The organism is Pseudoduganella sp. GW821-FHT12E03 (genome assembly GCF_058807115.1).
On the sequence record NZ_JBXAQJ010000004.1, the window covers coordinates 222,036 to 242,241 of the forward strand.

The 20,206-nt window shown below is 62.6% G+C and carries 14 protein-coding genes; 3 read left to right on the forward strand and 11 right to left on the reverse strand.

Annotated features, from left to right (window positions below; translation table 11 throughout):
• The first annotated feature begins 24 nt into the window (after positions 1 to 24).
• Complete coding sequence (locus AC1RRC_RS11870; RefSeq protein ID WP_493055675.1) at positions 25 to 1,221, forward strand: DegT/DnrJ/EryC1/StrS family aminotransferase; 1,197 nt, start codon at positions 25 to 27, stop codon at positions 1,219 to 1,221.
• A gap of 84 nt (positions 1,222 to 1,305) precedes the next feature.
• The gene (locus AC1RRC_RS11875) at positions 1,306 to 2,700 is read left to right on the forward strand and encodes a glycosyltransferase (protein WP_493055676.1); all 1,395 of its coding nucleotides are present in this window, start codon (positions 1,306 to 1,308) and stop codon (positions 2,698 to 2,700) included.
• A 73-nt stretch (positions 2,701 to 2,773) separates the two neighbouring features.
• Here AC1RRC_RS11875 and AC1RRC_RS11880 read toward each other — a convergent pair whose 3' ends face one another.
• The 9 genes from AC1RRC_RS11880 to AC1RRC_RS11920 all read right to left on the reverse strand — a co-directional run bounded on the left by AC1RRC_RS11880 (position 2,774) and on the right by AC1RRC_RS11920 (position 15,765).
• Positions 2,774 to 3,697: an AAC(3) family N-acetyltransferase gene (locus AC1RRC_RS11880; protein ID WP_493055677.1), complete on the reverse strand. Its 924-nt coding sequence runs from the start codon at positions 3,695 to 3,697 to the stop codon at positions 2,774 to 2,776.
• A complete protein-coding gene (locus AC1RRC_RS11885; protein WP_493055678.1) occupies positions 3,690 to 4,823 on the reverse strand; it encodes a hypothetical protein in 1,134 nt (377 codons plus the stop codon). Before AC1RRC_RS11885 ends, AC1RRC_RS11880 begins: the two co-directional genes overlap by 8 nt.
• A 196-nt stretch (positions 4,824 to 5,019) precedes the next feature.
• Positions 5,020 to 6,474 carry a lipopolysaccharide biosynthesis protein gene (locus AC1RRC_RS11890; protein WP_493055679.1) on the reverse strand — a complete coding sequence of 485 codons (1,455 nt, stop codon included), beginning with the start codon at positions 6,472 to 6,474 and terminating at the stop codon, positions 5,020 to 5,022.
• 30 nt (positions 6,475 to 6,504) lie between these two features.
• On the reverse strand, positions 6,505 to 8,250 hold the full coding sequence (locus AC1RRC_RS11895) for an asparagine synthase-related protein (RefSeq protein ID WP_493055680.1): 1,746 nt from the start codon (positions 8,248 to 8,250) through the stop codon (positions 6,505 to 6,507).
• A gap of 39 nt (positions 8,251 to 8,289) precedes the next feature.
• Positions 8,290 to 9,759, reverse strand: a complete 1,470-nt coding sequence (locus tag AC1RRC_RS11900; protein ID WP_493055681.1) for a right-handed parallel beta-helix repeat-containing protein — start codon at positions 9,757 to 9,759, stop codon at positions 8,290 to 8,292.
• Positions 9,752 to 11,107: a PEP-CTERM-box response regulator transcription factor gene (gene prsR, locus AC1RRC_RS11905; protein ID WP_493055682.1), complete on the reverse strand. Its 1,356-nt coding sequence runs from the start codon at positions 11,105 to 11,107 to the stop codon at positions 9,752 to 9,754. Before prsR ends, AC1RRC_RS11900 begins: the two co-directional genes overlap by 8 nt.
• Positions 11,108 to 11,142: 35 nt before the next feature.
• Positions 11,143 to 13,215, reverse strand: a complete 2,073-nt coding sequence (prsK, locus tag AC1RRC_RS11910) for an XrtA/PEP-CTERM system histidine kinase PrsK (protein WP_493055683.1) — start codon at positions 13,213 to 13,215, stop codon at positions 11,143 to 11,145.
• Between the two features lie 16 nt (positions 13,216 to 13,231).
• A complete protein-coding gene (locus AC1RRC_RS11915) occupies positions 13,232 to 14,635 on the reverse strand; it encodes a TIGR03013 family XrtA/PEP-CTERM system glycosyltransferase (protein WP_493055684.1) in 1,404 nt (467 codons plus the stop codon).
• Between the two features lie 74 nt (positions 14,636 to 14,709).
• Positions 14,710 to 15,765: an SDR family oxidoreductase gene (locus tag AC1RRC_RS11920; protein ID WP_493055685.1), complete on the reverse strand. Its 1,056-nt coding sequence runs from the start codon at positions 15,763 to 15,765 to the stop codon at positions 14,710 to 14,712.
• Positions 15,766 to 16,372: 607 nt separating this feature from the next.
• Here AC1RRC_RS11920 and AC1RRC_RS11925 point away from each other — a divergent pair.
• Positions 16,373 to 18,565 (forward strand): RIFT barrel domain-containing protein, encoded by a 2,193-nt coding sequence (locus AC1RRC_RS11925; protein WP_493055994.1) that lies wholly within the window; start codon positions 16,373 to 16,375, stop codon positions 18,563 to 18,565.
• Positions 18,566 to 18,628: 63 nt separating this feature from the next.
• On the opposite strand, the gene AC1RRC_RS11930 is transcribed toward AC1RRC_RS11925, so the two are convergent.
• Together AC1RRC_RS11930 and AC1RRC_RS11935 are read right to left on the reverse strand one after the other, a co-directional pair.
• Entirely contained in the window at positions 18,629 to 19,999 is a 1,371-nt protein-coding gene (locus tag AC1RRC_RS11930; RefSeq protein ID WP_493055686.1) for a putative O-glycosylation ligase, exosortase A system-associated, read from the reverse strand.
• Positions 20,000 to 20,001: 2 nt separating this feature from the next.
• Positions 20,002 to 20,175, reverse strand: a complete 174-nt coding sequence (locus tag AC1RRC_RS11935) for a hypothetical protein (RefSeq protein WP_493055687.1) — start codon at positions 20,173 to 20,175, stop codon at positions 20,002 to 20,004.
• Positions 20,176 to 20,206 lie beyond the last annotated feature (31 nt).

The following is a 20,206-nucleotide window of genomic DNA, read 5'->3' on the forward strand; positions in this document are numbered from 1 at the left end:
CACGGCATGGCGGGGAGCGGCAGCATGGTTGCCGCTGACCTGCCGGTCCGGCCTGCGCGCTGGCTGGCGCCGCTCGCGCCAGTCCTGGAATGGCGCGCCTTCGTGCCGCACTGGGGCGCCTGCGTGCCGTGCGTGCTCGATCTGCGCCAGCGCCGCCTCGTCACCAGCGGCCGCATGGCGATCGGCCTGGCGCTGCGCGCCATGGGCGTGCAGCCCGGCGGCCGCGTGCTCATCCCCGCTTACCACAGCGCGTCGATGGTGCCGCCGGTGCGGCACCTCGGGGCCCAGCCGGAGTTTTACCGCATCGGCGCGGATGCCGGGGTGGACCTCGATGACCTGGCCGCCCGCCTGCCGGGCGCCAGCGCCGTGATGGTGACGCACTATTTTGGTTTTCCCCAGCAAATGGCCCCGATCCGGGCGCTGTGCGACCGCCACGGCGTGCCGCTGCTGGAAGACTGCGCGCACAGCCTGTTTGGTTCCCACGGCGGCCGCCCGCTGGGCGCCTGGGGCGACTATGCCGCCGCCAGCACCATGAAATTTTTCCCCGCCTTCGATGGCGGCTGCATCGCCTCCGCCCGGCATCCGCTGGACCAGGTGCGGCTGCAATCGGCGGGTCCGCTGTTCGAGGCCAAGGCCGCGTTTGGCGCGCTGGAACGCAGTTTCGACCATGGCCGCCTGCGCGTTTGCGCCCTGCTGCTGGCATTGCCGCAGCGGGTGCTGCTGGCGCTGTGGCGCTGGCGCAAGCGCGGCCTGCCGCCGGCACGGCAGCAACTGGCGCCGGCCGCGTCGGACAACGGTTTCGATTATGATCCGCAATGGCTGGACAAGCGCAGCGCCTGGTTTTCGCGGGCGCTCCTGGCACTGTCATCGCGCCAGGACCTGTGCCGCCGCCGCCGCCGCCATTACCTGGTGCTGGAACAAGCCGTGCGCGGCCTGCCCGGCTGCCGCCCGCTGCATGCGGCGCTGCCGGAACATGTCGTGCCGTGGGTCTTTCCGCTGCTGGTGGACAATCCTGAACCGGTGTTTGAACGCTTGCAGGCCGCCGGCGTGCCACTGGTGCGCTTCGGCCAGCCGATGGGCGCGGCGGCCGGCGCCTGCGCCAACGCCAGCGACCTGGCGCAGCGGGTATTGGGCTTGCCCTGCCACCAGGCGCTGTCCGCCCAGGAACTCGATGCCATCGCCGGCGCGTTGCGCACTATACTCGCCGGAACGCAGCCATGACCGATATTGGCCGCCCAGATCTTTTAAAGGTAACAATACGTGTTACCCTTATGCAAACAAAATACTACGAAACGAAAGCCGCAGATGCATACCCGGAGCACGCCATGTCCCCCCACCGATACCATCGACCCGCCGCTGCAGCCTGCCGCGCCGCACAGCGATACGCAGGAACCTGCCATGGTTGACAGTCATTCCGGACCGGCCCAACCCAGTGTGCTGATGGTGGCGTTCCACTTTCCGCCGCAGCGGGGCAGCAGCGGCATCCAGCGGACGCTGAAATTTACCCAGCATTTGCCGGCGCTGGGCTGGCAGCCGCTGGTGCTGTCGGCCCACCGCCGCGCCTATGCCGACAGCAGTGACGACCAGATGGGTGATGTGCCGGGCAACGCCGTGGTGCGCCGCGCGTTTGCGCTCGATTCCGCCCGCCACCTGGCCGTGCGCGGCCGCTACCTGCGCGCCATGGCCCTGCCCGACCGCTGGATCACGTGGCTGTTCGGCGCGGTGCCGGCCGGCCTCAAGCTGATCCGCGAACACCGTCCGCGCGTGATCTGGTCGACCTATCCGATTCCCACCGCCCACCTGATCGCCTATTGCCTGCAGCGCTATGCCGGCCTGCCCTGGATCGCCGATATGCGCGACCCGATGACGGAACAAAATTCTCCTGCCAACCCGCTGGTGTGGCGGGCTTACCGCTGGGTCGAAAAACTCACCGTGCGCAACTGCACGCGGCTGGTGTTCACCACGCCGGGCGCCCGCGCAGTCTACCGCGCCCGTTATCCGGAAATTCCGGAATCGCGCTTCCGCCTGATTGAAAATGGCTACGATGAAGAGGATTTCGTCCGCGCGACCGCCAACTACAAGCCGGCGGCCAAGCCGCCGGGCGGACCGCTGGTGTTGCTGCACAGTGGGATTATTTATCCGCTCGAACGCGATCCGGCGCCGATGCTGGACGCGCTGGGTACATTGCGCCGCCAGGGCCTGATCAGCCCCGACAGCCTGCGCGTGGTGCTGCGTGCGGCCGTGCACGAAGACTTGCTGAACACGCTGATTGACAAGTTTGGCCTGCGCGGCCTGGTGGTGCTGGAGCCGCATATTCCGTACCGCGCCGCCCTGGCGGAAATGCTCGACGCGGACGGCTTGCTGGTGATGCAGGCCAGCCACTGCAATGCACAGATTCCGGCCAAGCTGTACGAGTATCTGCGCGCGCGCCGCCCGATCCTGGCGCTGACCGATCCCGCCGGCGACACCGCCGCCACGTTGCGCGGGGCCGGCATCGATACCATTGCCCGCCTGGACAACAAGGAAGATATTATGGAAGGCGTGATGCGCTTCATCACGTTGCTGCAAAACCGCGAAGCGCCTTTGCCGCCGGAAAACGCCAGCCAGCATTATTCGCGCCGCTCACGCAGCAATCAGCTGGCGCTCTTGCTGAACGAAGTGCTGGAAGAACAGGCCGCAAAAACCCAACAGGTCCAATAAGCCCGATCAACCCAATCAACCCAATCAACCCGGCAGGCGTCGACCTGACGCCCGTCGGGCGGCCCGCAGGGCGTTACGCCAAGGGACGCGCCGCCAGCTGTTCCGGCGTCGAGTAAATCGTAATGCCTTCGGCGGACAGCTGCTTCAAGTGGTCAAAGAAAGCCTGCCCGGGAATAAACCAGGCCTGGGCATCCCCCACGTTGCCATTGACGCGCAATCCGGCCCGGTCGAATTCCTGTGCAAAGTAATTGCGCAAGTCTTCGCGCGCCGCGTAATCGATACGGCGCGCCGCCACGGCCGGGGCAAACGGCCGGATCGGCACGTCCCAGCGCTGTCCTTCCCGGTCCAGGCACGGTAACTGGTAAATGCGCTCTTCCCAGATCGGTTCCGGGAACGCGGCGCCCAGCGCATCTTCCAGCACGTGGTAAAACGTCACCGGTCCCATGGACACGCCCAGTCCCAGCACCTTGGCGCCCTCGATGCCGACGAATCGCTGCCATGGGGAGCCCTCGCCAAAGATCGACGGCGCGCGATGGTGGCCGCTGGTCAAGAATTCCGCGTGGCGTCCCCAGGCCGACACCGAATGGGTCGGATGCACGCTGCGGTGGGTCGCGGCTTCCGCCAGGAACGCTTCCGGCAAGCGGCCCATATTGGTGCCGTGCGCGCGCGGATCGAACACATAGCCGCTCATTTCACAAGTCGCCTTGACGGTGCCGCCAGGCAGGTAATAGGTCGGCACCAGCAGCGTGCCTTCCGCCCCCACCACGTCCTGCAGCGCGCCAATCACGGCCGAGGCACCGCCCTCCACATACCCCAGGCTTTTCAGCGACGAATGCAGGAACACCGTGTCGCCCCGCCCGATGCCCAGCCGCGCCAAGTCGGCGGCCAGGGCGGCGCGCGTCACGGCGCGGCTGGACTGGCGGATGCGCTGCTCACTGCTGCGGCGGCGCGCCGCTTCCAGCCAGGCCTTGATGGTGCGCTTGAGCGGTTCAAGCATTGGCCAGCTCGACTTCCAGCAAGTTCGCGTCGATGCAGAACTTGGCGGCCCAGTTCAGGTATTCCCACTGGCCATAATCGCCACTGACCGGGAACGAGCCCTTGATTCCGCCCGCCATGCCAGGGTCGCCTTCCAGGCGCACCGTGCGGCGCACAAACGACGTCAGGCGGCGGCCCGCTTCCAGGTAGCGCTTTTCGCCGGTCAGGCGGAACAGCAGGAACAGGCAGTGCGCGATCTGCACCGAGCCGGTCAGGCATACGTAATTGACGGCCGGCTTGAATTTGCGGTCCAGGCGGCCACCGAGGTAACCGTCCGGGCCGATTTCTTCCACCAGGCTCTTGCCGGTGCGGATCGCCGCTTGCAGCAAATCGTCGCGGCCCGACAGCAAGTGCCCTTCCAGCACGCCACGCAAGACATAGCCGATGGTATGGGTCAGCGGGTTATCGGCATCGGTCAGGCAGTTCGACGCGAACCAGCCGTTCGGCTGTTGCTTGGAGACCGCCCAGTCCACCTGGCGCAGGCCGGCCGCGCCGTAGCCATGGCCGGGGGCCACGCGCTCGGCTTCGAACAAGCCCCACGACACATGGGTTTCATAGGCTTTCTCGCCGGCCTTGGCGAACGGGGTCGGGAACTTGCGCCAGCAGCCATCCTCGTCCAGCGTGTCACGCAGCCAGGCCGCGGCACGGTGCATGGCGTCCAGATAGCGCGCATCCTGGTATTCGGCGGCGCCGGCCGCCAGGCCGATCAGGATCTGGCCGGTGTTGAACGTGACCGGCACCACCGGGGTCGAATCGATTTTGCCGCCCTGGAAGCCGCCTTCCTTGAACTGGATCGCCACGCACCAGTCCAGCATGCGGCGCGCGCGCTCGTGCAAGCTGTCGTCATGGTTGCGGCGCGCCATGGTGATCATGGTCGGAATGATGTAGCCGGTGGTTTCCGGATAGGAGGTGGCCCAGCCTTTTTGCAGGCTGAAATCGCGCGCGACACCGCCATCGTTCGACGCCGACTGATCCTGCGCCACGCACAGCCAGCGGGTGCACGCGGCAATGACCGCCTCGCAGCCCGGATCGGCGGCTGGCAAGCCACGCTTGTCGACCGCCAGTTCGGCCTTGGCCATCTCGCTCAATGGCGGCTGCGGGGAAAGCTGATTCTTGATAGACCTTAGCAATTGAAACACGGTAGTCCTGATAGTGAGAGAGTGGAAATGCTGTCCATCCCGGACAGCGGGTTTGTCAAGGTGTGGGCCCTGCCGCTACAGCGTTGCAATACTGTCAGCATTTTGACACACTGTGCCGATCCAGCCAACGCTGGCGCGGCGCGCATCACGGCCCCACCGGGGGGCGCCTGGAGCGGACCTGGCGCAGCAGTTCCAGGACCAGAGTGCGGTTGCATACCAGGCTCAATAGCGCATAGCCGCCGACGCCGCTGGCGATCTCCACCGCCAATGCCGTCGTATGCGCATAGCGGCCGCCCAATCCCGCCCGCACCATCCAGACGGCAATGTACATCCCGGCCGCCGCCGTCAGCGCCGGCGCCACCTGGCGCACCACGTCCATCAGTGGAATGCCGATCACGCCCAGCATCCGGCGCAAATTAATGAACAGCACCACGGGATAGGCGCTGAGCCATGCATACGCCACACCGGCAATGCCCCAATGGCTGCCGATGTAGAACGAGACCGGCATCACCACGCAGCCCAGCACCGCATTGTGCAGCGCGACTTCGGAGCGGCCGATCGCATCGGTAATGGTCGGCAGGAAGCCGACGATCATCCGGAACGGCATCACCAGCGTCAGTATCTGGAACGGCAGGATGGCCTCGCTCCAGTCCGGCCCCAGCAATACCGGGATCAACTCCACCGCGACGCACGACATGCCCCACAGGACCGGGAAGGCGATCAGGCTGACATAGCCGATCGCTTTCAGCAATTGCGCGCTGATCGCCGCGCGGTCATGCTGGAAGCGGGATGCGGCGGGGAACGCGACCTGGTTCAGGATGGCCGAGACCCGCTGCACCGGCAGCGACGCCAGGTGCATCGCCACCGAGTACAGACCGAGCACATGCTCGCCCAGCAGGCGGCCGACAATCACGGCATCGACTTGCGTAAAGAAAAACCACAGGAAGCGGGACGCCGTCACATTGCCGCCGAAAATCACCAGTTGGCGCATGCCGCCCAGTGCAAAGCTGGGCAAGGCGCGAAACGGCGCCACCAGGTTCAGGATCACCACTTTGGTCAGGTGGGTCGCCAGCGTTCCCGCAATCAACGCCCAGACACCATAGCCGCCGATCGCCATGCCCAGTGTGACCAGGCTGCTGATCACCGCGCCGGCCAGCTCGGTCAGCGAGCGATACTTGAATTCCAGCTCGCGCTGCAACATCACATCGGGAATCACCCCCAGCGGGATCAGCAGGAATTGCAGCGACAGCGCGCGCAACACGGGCACCAGCTTGGGTTCCGTATAGAAATCAGCGATCAGGCCCGCGCCCAGGTTCAACAGCACGAACAGCGCCAGGTTGACGGTCCATACGATGCCATAGGCACGCCGCAGCGTCTGCTCGGACAGCTCGGTGCTGCGCACCAGCGCCGGGCCGAGCCCCACCTCGGCAAACATCCCCAGCAGCGCCAGGAACACCGTGGCCATGGCCAGCAAACCGTAATCGGCGGGCGACAGCAGGCGCATCACGTAAATCGTGATGCCCCAGGTGATGAGCTGGCTTCCCAGCTTGGCCCCCGCGGTCCATTTCAATCCCCGCAGGATTTCTGTATGCAACTTCATTGGCTATGCCTGTGTCTGACCATCTGCCGTTCAGCCCGCAAGCGTGCGTGTCCAGTAATAATGCAGCAGCGCCGGTGCGCGCAGCTGGTACGTATAATCGCGGCCGCTCAGGCGCAGCGCCAGCATGAACAATGGCATGCGGAACAGGCCCAGGAACTTGCTGGTGAACGCCGGCGACGAACGCAGTTCACGCCCCGACTGCAAGGCCTCGGCGATCTTCTTGCGCACTTCGTCCGCGCTGATCCCGTCCCACTGGTACGACGCCCCTTCCGGCAACGGCAACGGGCACGGCGCGTGGTTGGGATACGCCTGCCACGGGGTGCCGGCAACGGCCGGCTGGAAGCATTTCAGCCAGTCGACATAGAACACATGGCGCAGGAACGGGTCAAACGGTTCGCGCATCACGTCGGCCAGGAATTCACCGTCAAAAAACGGCAGCTCGAATTCCAGGCGCGTCAAATCCATCGATTCGAAGTGGTTGAACAGGTGGCGGCGCTGGTCGTTCATCATCAGGAACAGGTACCACGCGCGTCCCGGATCGGCCGGCTTCAGCGCTTCCAGTTCTTCCCGCACGCCGTCATTGACCAGGCGCGTCATTTCGGCGCCGACTTCCGGCTTGAACAATTTGACCGACAGGCCCAGGCGGTTATACGCAAAGAAGCTGTCGATCGATTCCTGCACGTTGCCCTTGCGCATCGCGGCGATCGTCGCGGCGTTCAGGTAGACATGGCCCAGGCCCACACTGCCGCCATCGCCCGACCACAGAACGTTCGGGCGCGGCGGGTTGGTGGCCACGTAGTCCGGCGATTTCAACCATTCACGCACGGTCGCCTTGCTGTACGGATCGCCTTCGACCAGCGCCACGCGCGTCAGCGGCGTGTGGTGGGTGCCGAGGCGATCGGCAATCATTTTGCCCAGGACCTGGTCCTGGCTGCCCGGCATCGCGTAGTTGGACGTGAACACTTCGGCGCCGGCATGGCGCAGTTCCGCCACGATCACGCGCGAATCAAGGCCGCCGCTGAGGAACGCCGCGGTCGACTTGTCGCTGCCCAGGCGGATGCGCACCGCGTCCTGGAAAGACTGGTACAGGCGTTGCGGGCCCGGCAGCGCGGACGCGGCGGCCGGCATCGGCTCGTCCCAGCGCCAGTAGCGGGTCCGCCGCACGCCATCGTTGGCGGCGCTGAACACTTCGCCGGCCAGCATGCAAATCACATTGTCGTAAGGCGTGCGGTCGGCCAGCGGGAAGCCAAAGCAGGACGACTCCGCCACGCCACGCAGGCTCAGGGTTTTCTTGCAGTACTGCACCGCTTCAATGATGCGCAGCGCCGTGGCAAACACAATGTAATCCGGGGAAATCCAGCAATACACCGGCCGCACACCGCTCTTGTCCGTCACAAGGTGCAGCCGCTGCGCACCGGTTTCATAGACCATCGCACAGAACGTGCCGCGCGTTGCCCGCAATGCCTGCTGTCCCGCGCCGGCCAAGTCGCGGGCAATCGCCGCAATGCTGTCCGCCCGTCCCTGCGGCGCCGTGCCAGGCGCTTGCAGCAGCGGCGCGCCGGCGGCGAAGGCCACCAGGTCCGGGCTGGCATAGGCGCCGTCGCCTCCCAGGGCGCCGACATCCAGTGACAACAGCAGCGCGCGGCCATCGGCAAACTCATGCAACTTCCCTGCATCCTGCGGATTGCGCGAAACCGCGGCGCGCAATTGCTCAGTCAGTTGCGGGGGAATCGGCGTACCCGCCCGGCGCGCGAACACGCCTGCGAAGATTGACATAACTTATCCTCAAAAAATTTATGTTTGCAATGTATTGGGTCAGTTTTTTGCCAGGCACGCGGCAAAGTCCTCAAACGCGCCATAGCGCGGCGCGTCAGGACGCCGGGCGCCGCACAGGTCGGGCACCGCTTCGCTCGCGGCAACGCGGCGTTCGGCCGGCGTGCGCCAATGGAAGTCCAGCGCCAGCGGATCGCGGAACAAGTCCCGCTGCGGATGGCCGCCAAAATACAGCCGCGCCGCCGAGACGTGGCGGTTGTCCGCCAGCCTCAGCACGCCACCGTCGCGGCTGCGGATAATCCCGTCGACCAGGTTGCCTTCGATGTCGGCGCTGCTTTCCGGGAAGCGCACCGTGATGCCGCCGGTATCGACCAGCGTGTTGTGCATCAGCTTGCTCTGCGCCGAAGCATTCAGGTAAATCCCGTCGTCGGAACAGCCCGCCACCAGGTTCGAGCGCAGCACGCTGCCGGTCTGCTCCGTCAGGCAGCGGCCATCGCGGCAATAGGATTTTCCCGTGCCGCCACCGCCCAGCGACAGGCCGATGCGCTGCCCGGGGGCGCCGCGCAACTTGTCTTCGCAAATGACGATATTCTGTTCCAGTACATTATTGCCGCCGCCGCCCTTCACGAACGCGCCATAGCTGATCAGGTCACTGTCGCCCTTGATGAAATCGCTGATCAGGTTGCGGCGGATCACCCAGTGGCTGGCCGCCACCAGGTCGACCGGCGTCACGGGCTTGGTGGTGAGGCGGATCGAATTATTCCGCAGCGTATTCGATGCAATCAATCCATGGTCGGGGAACCGGCCCTTTTCGCCATTGATCTTGAAGTGCGCGTCAAAATCGACGATCGTATTGTTGACCGCGGCAAAATGGTGGGCGCCGCCCGCCACGTGAAAAGCGTGTTCGCAATACGTGTTTTTGTTGCAATTTCCTTGCAGCGACAGGTTCTCAAAACGCCAGTAGGGCGCCTGGATATTGAAGCCTTCGCCGGTACCGATCAGCATGTGCACGCTGCCCGGCTGGCGCGCGCGCACCGTGATCGGCGCATCGGCCGTGCCGGGTTTCAGGGCCGTCACCCGCTGATCGATCAAGTAACGCCCGGGCAGCAGCGTGATGACTTGGCCCGGCGTGGCGGCGGCGATCGCACGCACCATTTCCGGCGTGCTCGAGACCAGCACTTCCTGTCCGTTGGCGGGCCCGGCATCGGGCGATCCGCCGGCCTGCACGCCGATGCTGCTGGTCCATTCGGTCTGGCGGTAAGGCGGGTCGCCACGGTCGACGTGCAACAGCACCTTGCGGACAGTCTGGCCGATGCCTTCAATCACGGCATTATGGCCGTCGCTGCGCCGCGCGACATACGGCCCCAGCGAGCGCGGCGTAATCCCCAGGTCATTCAGGAAATACAGTACGCCCCCGGCCGCCGCGGCGGACAAGGTCAGCATGACGCCCGCCAGCCACAGCCAGCGGCGGCCCTTGCGCGGCGTCGCGCTCTGGCGGCTGCGCTTATGCATTGGCGCTGATGCCGTGGCGGCTCATCAAGTCATACATGGTCGGGCGGCTGATGCCCAGCAGTTCGGAAGCCTTGACAATGTTGCCGTCCACCCGCGCCAGCACTTTGACGATGGCCTTGTATTCCGCCTCGTCGCGCACCTGGCGCAGGTTCAGCGGTTCGTCCTGTCCCGGATCGGTCGCCAGTCCCAGGTCATCGGGCACGATCTGCGCGCCATCGGCCATGATCACGGCGCGCTTGATGCAGTTTTCCATTTCCCGCACATTGCCCGGCCAAGGGTGGTTTTCAATCACGCTGATGGCTTCCTGGCTGAAATGCAGGGTGGCGCGGCTTTCCTGCGCGCAGAACTTGTTCTTGAAGTGGTGGGCCAGCAGCGCCGCATCGCCGACCCGCACGCGCAGCGGCGGAATCGTGACGACGATTTCCGACAGGCGGTAATACAAGTCTTCGCGGAAGCGGCCGGCCGCAGCCAGCTCTTTCAGGTTGCGGTGCGTCGCGCACACGATGCGCACGTCGACGGGAATTTCTTCATGGCCACCAATCCGCTCGATCACGCGTTCTTGCAGGAAGCGCAGCAATTTGGCTTGCAGCGCCATCGGCAAGTCGCCGACTTCGTCGAGGAAGAAGGTGCCGCCATGCGCCAGTTCGACCTTGCCCTTGGTTTGCTTGGCCGCGCCGGTGAAGGCGCCCTTTTCATAGCCGAACAGCTCGGATTCCAGCAGGTTTTCCGGGATCGCCGCGCAATTGATGGCCATGAAGCGTTCTTTGGCGCGGGGGCTCAGCTGGTGCAGCGCGCGCGCCAGCACTTCCTTGCCGGTGCCGCTTTCGCCCAGCAGCATGACCGACGCCGACGTCGGCGCGACTTTTTCAATGCTGCGGCAAACCTTTTGCATGCCCGCGTCGCGCGAAATCACGCCCGACAGCGGCGAATCGGCCTGGGTTTGCAGCATGCGGCGGTTTTCCTGCTGCAGCGCGTGCAGGTAAAACGCGCGCTGCACCACCAGGCCCAGGATATCCGGATCGGCCGGCTTTTGATGGAAATCGTAGGCGCCCATGCCGATCGCCTTGACCGCGTGTTCATGGTCCTGGTTGCCCGTCAGGACAATCACCTTGGTGTCCGGCGCCATGGCCAGGATTTGCTGCAACGTGGCCAGGCCCTCGGTGGCGCCGTCCGGATCGGGCGGCAAGCCCAGGTCCATGGTCGCCACGGCCGGCTCATGACGGCGAATCTGCGCCAGCGCACTTTCGCGGTCGCCCGCGACCAGCACGTCATACGCGTCGAAACTCCAGCGCAATTGTTTTTGCAGGCCTGGATCGTCTTCAATGATCAACAGCTTGGGTTTGCTCACAGTATTCCTTTGGCGATATGGTGTGCGGCCCGCAGTCAGGCCGCGCGGTCCTGTGCTTCCTGGGCATGCAGCGGCAACGTGACATGGAAGGTCGTGCCGCGCTGCGGCGCGCTGCGTACGTCCAGCCTGCCGCCCAATTCATGTATGTATTCACGGCTTTCGAACGCGCCGATGCCCATGCCGGCCGGCTTGGTGGACTCAAAGGGCTTGTACAGGCGCTCGCGGATGAATTCTTCCGTCATGCCCTGCCCGGTGTCGGCAATGTCGATGCGCACCGCACCACCCTCGGCGCGCAGCGTGATGGTCACGCTGCCATCCCGGGGCGTCGCTTCGATGGCATTCTGGATCAGATGCCCCAGCACGCGCTCCAGGCGTTCACCATCGGCCACTACCCGCAATCCGGCCTGTTCCACGCGTAATTCCGGCGTCGGTTCGAATGCCGCTTTCAAGGATACGGCCTGACGCAACAGCTGGTCAATCGCCAGCGGCGTGGGCCGTTCCGGCGCATCGTTACGGCTGAGCTTTTGCAGCATCAGCTTCATTTTTTGCACGGAGTGGGTCACCGTGTCGAGCATGTCCTTCTGGAATTCCGGGTTGTTGCGGTGCTTGTGCGCATTGGGAATCAGCAGCGACAGTTGCGCCACCAGGTTCTTCAGGTCATGCACCACGAACGTCGACATGCGGTTGAACGATTCAAACTGGCGCGCCAGCATCAGCGCCGTCACGGCTTCCTGCTGCGCCAGGTAGCTGGCGGCTTGGCTGCCGGCAATTTTCAGCAAATCAATGACTTCCCAGTTCAGCTGGATGGCGCTGCGCGGCTGCAGCAGCAGCATGAAGCCGTACAGGCGGCCTTGCAAGGTCAGCGGCACCACGATCCAGGCGCGGGGAATCTGGCGCAGCCAGCCCGGCAAGACCATGTCGCCATACATTTCACCGTTGCTCTCGTATTCCGCCAGGTCAACCACCCACTGGCGCTCCTGCAGGAAGCGGCAAAAGGACGACGTCAGCGGTTCCGGTTCCGTGATGGCCGGACAATTCCAGTGCGCCAGCTGTTCGCACTGGTCATTGTCACGGCAAATCCAGACCGCGCCGCCATGGCTTTCCACCAGCGCCGCCACGGCCTGGATCGTGCGGTCGGCCAGGCCGGGACCTTCCTGCGACAGTTGGCGCGTAAAGCGCAGCCACTCTTCGCGGTAATCGTAGTTATACGAATAAAAATGTTTGCTGATGAAGACTTTCAGCCAGGCCCGGAAAGTGCCGGAAAACAAGATCCCGACCAGCAGGACCGCGGCGCCGAACAGGAAGGCCAGTTGCATGACCGAGCCCCAGTCGCCGCCGACAAAGCGCAGATAGTAGCCGGCCGAGCTCATTGCCAGCAGATACAAGGCGGATCCGGCCAGCGCCGCGGAATGGAACAGGACGCGGCGCGACACCACCAGCTCGGACGACCACGATGCGCCGCGCGCGGACGCGATCGCCAGCAACGGGACCGTCAGCACATGGACAAAGCCGCGCGCCGCCCAGATATCGACATCGATACGGCGGAACAGCATGGCGTCGCTGTACAGGTAAAAATCAAAAATCCATATGCCGCCGACACCCAGGCACGCGAATTTGATGCTCCAGCGTTCTTGCGGCGTTTTACTGCGGTACAGTTGCTCCACCAGGATCAGGCCCAGCACGGCCACGCCGGCCTGTACGGTCGCCAGCAGCGGTACGCCCCCCAGGCTCATGGTCAGGGCAGGCGCCCAGACACTCAGCACCGTGACACAGGCATACACGCCATAGACCGCCGCGACCAGCCGCAGCAGGGGGCTGCGGCGCTGTGCGCGCCAGTCGCTGCCAGGCTGAAAATAACCCAGCAACAGCAGCATGAAATAAGCCCAGGCGGCATTGCGCAAGACATCGAGCGCATTCGACTGGACCGTCGGCGGCCACTCCATCCAGCCATGCCAGGCGGTCAGTCCGGCCCACAGGGCGTTGGCCAGCGCGGCGCCCGCCAATGACAGCGCAAAGGCGCGGCGGTACCACGCACTGATCTGCAGTGCAAACAACAGCAGGAACACCAGCGCCGCCAAGCCATAGCTGGCCGCCACCACGTTCATCATGCCGTGTCCCCCCGCATCAGCGGCCACTGCCGAACAAAACCACCTTCATCGTATCGATCAATACCAGGATATCAAGGAACAGGCTGTTGTTCTTCACGTAATACAAGTCGTATTGCAGCTTTTGCACCGCGTCTTCCACGGAAGCGCCATAACCGTAGCGCACCTGGGCCCAGCCGGTGATCCCCGGTTTGATGCTGTGGCGGACATTGTAATAAGGAATATCGTTGCTCAACTGTTCAACGAAGAAAGGGCGTTCCGGGCGTGGGCCGACAAAGCTCATTTCTCCCTTGAACACATTCCATAACTGCGGCAATTCATCGATACGGACCTTGCGGATGAAATCGCCCACATGCGTGACACGCGGATCGTTTCGCTGCGCCCAGATCGGCTTACCCGCTTTTTCCGCATTGGTGCCCATGCTGCGGAATTTATGGACTTTGAATGGACGATTGCCACGGCCGGTCCGCTCCTGGCTGTAAAACACCGGACCGCCGTCTTCCAGGCGGATCAGCAGTGCCGTCACCAGCATGATCGGCATGGTCAGCGCCAGGATAATCAGCGAGACGATGATATCGAACATCCGTTTCATGAACACGCGCACGAAACTCTGGTCAAAACCGCCGCCGAATACCAGCCAGCTCGGTTGCAGCGACTCGACACGGATCTGGTAGGTTTCGCGTTCGAAGAAGGTGGCGGCATCGGTCACCATGATGCCGAACAACTTACATTCCAGCAATTCTCGAATGGGAAAAGCACCGCCACGGCGGTTTTGCACCGCCACCACGATTTCACTGGCGTTGTGCTGGCGCGCCAGCGTCACCAGCGACATGCCCGGCTCCATCTGCAACACCGACGACGACGGTACGCGGCACTCTTCACCGGGCATCGCCACGTAGCCGGCCACATCATATTTATGGTAGCTGGACGCGGTCAGCGCCAGGTCACCGCATTCCTTTGCCAGCGGACCAATGCCGAGGAACATGATGCGCGATTCCAGGAAGCGGAATTCCGACGTGGTGAAGAACACCGCGCGCGCCGCCAGGATGCCCACGGCGGAAATACCGAACACCAGCATCAGGATGCCACGGCCGAAATACAGGTCCGGCGCAATATAAAACACCAGGGTCAGGATGCCGAACGCCATCGCGAACGATGGCATCAGGCGCAGGAAAAACGGGTTGCGCAAGCCATCCGCAAAGTTCAACTGGTACATGCCCAGCGCGCTCATGCTGAACACGATGGCGCCGGCAAAGACGCACGCTGACAACAGGAAGTGTTCCAGCTTCGGCAGGATGAAATCTTCGCCATCGAAGAAGCGGACGGCTGATCCGACATAGAACGAGCCGATCAGGATGAGCACTTCCACGAGCAGCAAGCTGAACGCGACTTTGGAGACGTAATGATTAGATATTCGCAACATTTTTATGCTTCCCTCCCCGCCCGTACATCCCGCACGCCGTACGACGCCGCAGGAAACGGGTTGATCCCCGGTCTTTATGGACGGGTCAGGCTGGCGATATACCAATCCATCGCCAGCGCCAACCCTTGTTCTATATTATGTGTAGGCACGTAGCCCAGCAGTTGAGCCGCCTTGCTGATGTCCGCCTGCGAATGACGCACATCGCCGGGGCGGAAATCCTTGTATTGCGGACGGTGCCCGGACAGATGCGGGAAGCGTGGCTGCAGCAATGCCAGCATCATTGCATATAGCTGATTGAGGCTGGTGCGACCGCTCAGCGCCACGTTGTATACCTGGTTGACGGCGTCCGGCGCATCGGCCAGGGCCGCCAGCAGGTTGGCTTGCACGACATTTTCAATGTAGCAAAAGTCGCGGCTGGTTTCGCCATCGCCATTGATGGCCAGCGGCTGGTTATTGATCAGTGCGGACACCCACTGCGGTATCACTGCCGCGTAGGCGCCGTGCGGATCCTGGCGCGGGCCAAACACATTGAAATAGCGCAGGCCGATGTTTTCCATGCCATAGCAGCGTGCAAACACGCTGGCATACAGTTCATTCACATACTTGGTAACGGCATATGGCGACAGCGGCTGGCCGATGCGGTCTTCCACCTTCGGCAGCGCCGGATGGTCGCCATAGGTGGAGCTCGACGCGGCATACACAAAGCGCCTGGCCTTGGCGTCGCGGGCGGCCGTCAGCATGTTCAGGAAGCCGGTGACATTGGTGTCATTGGTGGTTTGCGGATCGGCCAGCGAACGCGATACCGAACCCAGCGCAGCCTGGTGCAACACGAAATCCACGCCTTCGCACGCGTGGGCGCAATCGGCGGGAATGCGGATATCACCGCGGATGAAATGGAAGTTGGACCAGGCGTCGTCGCCAACAGCGGCCGCAACCTGGTCCAGGTTGTGCTGGTGGCCGGTGGCGAAATTATCCAGGCCCGTGACGCGCTGACCCAGCTTCAGCAGGGCTTCGACCAGATTGGAACCAATGAACCCAGCCGCACCGGTAACCAGCCAATGGTAGCGGGCGGTTCGCAATTGCTGCGCCACGCGGGGAAAAGCGCCACCGCGCTCGGATTGATCATTCATCTGTGCATCCATCTATTGAGTCAGTCTGCCGCAAGCTGCTCAGCTCGCCAGCATTACTTAAGTGTCGGCGAGGATACCACTCAACACAAGTTCTGCGTTGGCGTTCCGCGACATATATGGTTGTGTTCGGAGGGATAGTCGCTATCGTCGTTGAGTTTAAAAATAAATGCAAGCTTTATAACGAATCGAACTGAAGAGCAATAACATTATTGCATTGTTTAGCCGCAATACATATGCATTAATAGCAACAAATATTCACATTGATGTCAATAGGATATATTTTAGCCGATACATATCAGCTGTTGTTTCGGTGAAAATTATCCTTGACAAACATGCTGAACAACAAGACAATCAAGCGTTGTTTTTAGGATTTATTTCCACGGGAAATGTGAAGTTTTTCCCGTGCCCAACTATTTTCGCGCTAATCTGAACTCTATCCATACGGCATCATTTCGGCGCCGCAATTTTCCAGGACAGATCAGATATGCGCACTTCCCTGAACACTTCCTTGCGACCCATGTTCGCCTCAGTCCTCTGCGCTACGCTCGCAGCCTGCGGTGGTGGCAATAGTGACACTCCCAGTCTGCCTCCTGCCAGCGTCGTGACGATGGGCGGCCCGGCCATTACCGGCGGCGCCACCAACATTGACCCCAAGGGCGCCACGGTGCCGGTCGCCGCTGCGACGGAACAAGCTTCGGACGCTTCGACGGAACAGGCCACGTCCTCTTCGACGGTGCAGGGTGGCGCCACGCTGTCGGCCGGCGCCGCCACCGGCCTGCTGCCGGTAGGCGCGGCACCGGTACTGAATGCTGGCGTGGCCTTCGCCTACATCACCCCGGTGCAACTGACCAGCACCGCGGCGGCACCGCAAGTCAACACGCCCTTCACGTTTGGCCAGGTATTTTCCCAGGGCGACGTGAAGAGCACGGACGGCATCGTCGCAAAAACTTCCGCAGGGTCCACCATCCCGGTGCAGGTGGATGTCAAGGCACGCCATGCCGATGGTTCGGTACGCCACGCCATCATCACGGCCGTGCTGCCCACCAGCATGCCCAAGCAAGTCCAGACGATTTACCTGGCCAAGGGCGCGGCCACGGCCGCCAGCGCCGGGGTGGCGCCAACCCAGCTGCTCAATGCGGGCTTCACGTCCAGCTTCAACGCCACCATCGGCGGCAAGTTGTACAGTGCGTCGGCCGACGGCTTGCTGAAGGCCGGCCGCCAGACCAGCTGGCTGGCTGGCCCGCTGGTCAATGAATGGCTGGTGTCGGCGCCGCTGAAAACCGCCTCCGGCGAAGAACATCCGCACTTGTCGGCCCGTTTTGCCATCCGTGCCTATGGCACCAGCGCGGCACGGGTCGACGTGACGATCGAGAACACGTGGGCGTTTGAAGCGCTGCCGCAAAACTACACGTATGACGCGCAAGTGCTGGTGGGCGGCAAATCCGCCTACAGCAAAACCGGGTTGACGCACTACCACCATGCGCGCTGGCGCGAAACGTTCTGGTGGGGCACCGCGCCACAACTGGATGTGCGCCACAACGCCGCCTACATGATTGCGACCAAGGCGCTGCCCAACTACGAGATGCTGACCATCAAGGAAACCACGCTCGACGCCATGAGCAAGCGTTGGCTGGCCAGCAAGAATGGTCCGATGGAATCTGGCGTGGCCGAACCCTACATGGCGGCGACGGGCGGCCGTATCGACCTGGGCTTGCTGCCGCGCTGGGGCGCCATGTACCTGGTCAGCATGGACCAGCGCATGAAAGCCGCGACGCTGGGCATGTCGGAACAAGCCGGCAGCTGGTCGTCCCACTACCGCAACAAGACCACCGGCCGCCCGATCACGCTGGCGGAGTACCCGTACATGACGCGGCTGGGCAACCCGGGCGATACCTATAACCCGGCGACCAAGCTGCGGGAAGCTTTCCCGGATTGCCCTGCCACGCGCTGCACTTCCCCGCTGATGGCCGACCAGTCGCACCAGCCGTCGTTCGCCTATCTGCCGTACCTGGTCACGGGCGATTATTATCATCTGGAAGAATTGCAATTCTGGGCCAACTTCAACACGTTCTCGTCGAATCCAGGCTACCGCGAAGCGGGCAAGGGCTTGTTGAAATCCGATCAGGTGCGTGGCCAGGGATGGAGCCTGCGTACGCTGGCGCAAGCGGCCTACATTACGCCGGACGCCGACCCGCAAAAAGCCAACTTCACCAACATCCTGAACCACAACATCGACTGGTATCACGCGAACTACAGCAACAATCCGGCCGCCAACAAATTGGGTGTGCTGATCAACGGCTATGCCATCGTCTACAACAACAATACCGGCCTGGCGCCATGGCAAGACGATTACTTCACCGCCGCGGTGGGTGTAACGGTCGAGCTCGGTTATAGCAAAGCCGCGCCACTGCTGGCCTGGAAAGCGAAATTCCCGGTCGACCGCATGACGGGCACCGGCTATTGCTGGATCTTTGGCGGCATCTACAACCTGAAAGTACGGGACACCAGCACCTCGCCGATCTACACCACGATCGGCCAGGCATACACCAACAGCGTCGCGGCGGCCAATCTGACCCAGGCTTGCAGCTCGACCCAGATGGCTACCACGCTGGGCATGAAAGTGGGCCAAATGACGGGCTATTCGGACGACCCGCAAGGCTACCCGTCCTACATGCAGCCGGCGCTGGCCTATAGCGTAGGCGCTAACCCAGGCGGGGCCGCCGCATGGAAGCAATTCATCAGCCGCACGGTCAAGCCGGACTACAGCACGGGTCCTGAATTCAACGTCGTGCCACGTTAAAACTGCTTGCCTCAAAAACCAAAGCCCGGCTTGGCCGGGCTTTGGTTTTTTTACGTCACATCGTCACCGCTTGGCCAACGCGGGCCGCAACGGCTTGTCGTCCGCCGCGGGTTCCAGTTCCTCCCGCTTGCGCAGTGCCGCCAGTTCAGCGGGCAGGATGCGGGTATCGAGCACCTGGATGATCGCCAGGATCGCAAAGGTCAGGTCAAAGTACGCAAAACTCAGTGCGGCGGCGCCCAGCACAAAGGCAAACAGCGCCAATTGCAGCATGACGCCCAAGGTGGCCAGCCACGCGGTTTCCGCATACTGGCGGGCCGCCTTGGCGACAAGGCCGGCCTTGCGGAAGGCAATCGCGACAAACGCCAGGTAATACGCCAGCCCAAAGAAACCATGTTCGCCCAGCAGCTGGAAAATAAAGCTGTGGGCGGCATGGGCGGTACGCGGGTCGGGCCGCGCCTCGCCGGTCGGGAAGAATGCATAGGAATCGAATTGCTGCCCCATCTCTTGCCAGACGGGGAAGAATTCTACCGCCTTGAAACCGCCGCCAAAGACCGGATTATGGGCGGCAATGATAAAACTGATCTTCCATGCCACCACCCGGCCCATGAATGAATCATCCTTGCCGGCGTTACCGATGGTATCCATGCGGCTGGCCCATTCCGCGCTGATGAAATGCGACGCCACGCCCACCACCACAATGGCAATCAGCGCCAGCGGCACTTTGCGGTCGCTCTTGACGAACATATAGCCAAACAGCATGACCAGTGCAATCATCCCGCCCCGCGACTGGGTGCCGATAATGGTCATGACCGTCAAACCCATGGTCCCCAGCAAGCCCAACCGTATGATCTTGGAACGCTTGCCATACTCGATCATCAGGTAGAACAAGATCGGCAGCAACATCACACAGGCCACCGCCAATTCATTGCGGTCGCCCAGCACGTGGCCCGCGAAGCCGGCAATGGCATGCGCACCGCCACTGGACAGGAATTTCAACCCTTCCACCACGGCATAGAAACCCAGCGACAAGACCACGCACCACAGGAAGAAATCGACATGCAATTTCTTTGTCATGATCATATTGACAAAGTAAAACAGCATGACGATCTTCAGCAGGTTGTTCCACCGGTCCATGATCTGATCAGGATTGCCGATCCCCATGATGCTGGAAATACTGGTCCAGACAAAAAAAACCGTGACCAATGTCCCGATCGCCCCCCATTTGACCGGGACTTTTTCTTTTTGCATCATATAGCCGATGATGGCCAGCAATGCGAAGATCAGGTTATAGCGCGGCACGGTCCCCAGGCCATACATCCAGGCATTCGGGAAAAACAGCGCAGTCCAGATCCACATGCCCAGTGCAATGAACGGACGTTTGGACATGCAATACAGCATTACCGGCAGCAACATCAGAAAGAGCAAGTCGCGCATAATTACTTTCGTGGAAACAGTGGGCGCTTCTGGCGGCGTGCGGCGTCGGCTTTGGCCTTGTCGGCGGGTGCCGGTTCCACACCGGCATCGTCAGGCGGGCGGCTGTCTTCTTTCAGCGCCCAGCCACACAGCAGGCATACCGCCACCAAATTCAGGGCCCATAAAAAGCTTTCCATGCAACAATCCTTGTGTTTTCATAATGCCGAT